The sequence below is a fragment of the Dialister sp. genome (genome assembly GCF_036343215.1).
Taxonomy (GTDB): Bacteria; Bacillota; Negativicutes; order Veillonellales; family Dialisteraceae; genus Dialister.
Window position 1 is genome coordinate 1 of record NZ_JAZASU010000177.1, and the last position, 1,918, is coordinate 1,918.

1 protein-coding gene is annotated in these 1,918 nt (G+C 50.3%); it reads left to right on the forward strand.

All coding sequences use genetic code 11. The features are described 5' to 3' along the window. Positions 1–849 precede the first annotated feature (849 nt). Positions 850–1,918, forward strand: a 1,069-nt coding sequence (locus VZT47_RS10180; RefSeq protein ID WP_330224848.1) for a hypothetical protein, incomplete at its 3' end; no start/stop codon positions are given.

Genomic DNA, 1,918 nt, shown 5'->3' on the forward strand with positions numbered 1-1,918 from the left:
GCCTTTCCGCGAAAATTTTGAGGCAATTCGGTGAAAACGGTACGTCATGAGCCTCATTTCCCGCAAGGCACACATGTGGCTGACTGACGAAACGATTTTGCACCAATTGACTCTATCGGTCAGCGGTCAGGCTCTCCCCCGGGAACACCGCAAAGGGATGAGAGGGCAAATCGATTCGAAGAATCGATAATCTCACGAAAGATTCCCATGAAGGATCCATCGCTGCCCTATCAGTCGCCTTCGGCGCCAGCTTCCCCGGAGGGGAAGCCTTTCCGCGAAAATTTTGAGGCAATTCCGATGAAACCGGTACGTCATGAGCCTCATTTCCTGCAAGGCACACATGTGACTGACTGACGAAACATACCAGTTCCTATTGCCTCTATCCTAAAAATGCGCAGGCGGAGGGGCTGTACTTTCATACAAGCCGCATGGTGACAAAAGGGAAAGGACGTCACGTTTCACCGGGAAAGCCCAGGCAGGGGAGAGAAGATTAGAAAACCCTTATCTGAAAGTTCCGGCGGAGGCGGCCCTGCTTTTATTCCATAGTATACGATGGAATAGAAATAAAATTTCCTGAATTTCCCCATATTTCCCGAAATGCGCCCAAATTTCCCCCAATCCGCCGATTCTGGCAGATAAGGAGAGAAAGATTTGGATATGCGGTAGTAAGTACCGGTATACGAGCTCTAAAGGCTGTTTTATTTTCTGCATTTTTTACCTACATTTTACACAAATCTGATTACCAATTTTGCGGTTAACAGTGTATAATATAACAGAATTCTCATCTTCTCTTTACATAGAGGATGAGGCTTAATTTTTTTTAAGATTTTTTAGAAAGGAGGGAGCGTTATGCATGATGAACAGCGGGCCGCAGGTAAAGAGCGCCTTGCCCGGATCATCCTTGGACGCATGAACCGGCGGTTCTACCCGCTTTCCTGCGAAAGTTTTGTATTTCCCTCCCTTTCCCTGGATAAAGCCATCCTGAAAGCCATGACCGACGGGCACCTGCCCTATGCGGCAAGCCGCCAGGTATGGAATGACCTCTGCAGGAAATACGTCCACTTCCGCCTCGAACTGGCCTCTTCCATCGTGAAAGAAGGCTCCCGCATCAGCCGATACCTCGAAGAATCGGTGAAAGACTACCTCGATTTCGATATTACCCGCTCCTTTTCCAACGAATTTGAAAACGTGCGCAGGGCTATGGCCCATTTCCATTTCCCCTATCACGATACAGGCGTAGGCACCATCCAGACCCTCGTCCTGATTTCCAATGAAACCGGGACGGACCTCTCCGCCCTCACCACCTTCTTCCAGCTGGAAACAGAAAGATTCATCAAAGCAGTGAAAGAAGAAGGGGACGTATACCTGGAAGCCCTCTCCTTCTGCGACCCTGATTTCCATGAACGGCGGATCAAAGCGATGCCCCGCATCCTGGCAGAAGCCATCGGAGAAGACCTGGGAAAGACCGAATCAAACCTCGTGATGGAAAGCGCCCAGATCCTCATGCCCCTCACGGAGACCCTGCCCCTCATGAAAAGCGGACCCACCCGCGAAAAAGCCGGATTCTTCTATAAATACATCATCTTCCGCGCCTACGTCCTCGGATTCCTCGGCTCCTACGTCTGGCAGAACCGGTCCATGAAAGAATCCATCCTCAAAGGCGTCCTGGGCAGCAAAGAAGTGCAGCGCTGGACCCGCGAAATGGTGACGAAAAACCTCCTCACCGACAAAGACATCCGCTTCGGCCAGCGGCTCTACCTGAAAATCTCCATGTTCATGCGCCAGTGGTCCATATTCGACCCCAAAAACAAAAAGAACTACTACCGCTACTACTCGCACTTCGCCATGTTCATGGCAAACAAAATGGAAGAAGAAGGCTTCGAAAACAGAGTGAACGAACTCCTGGACGACTTCTGCC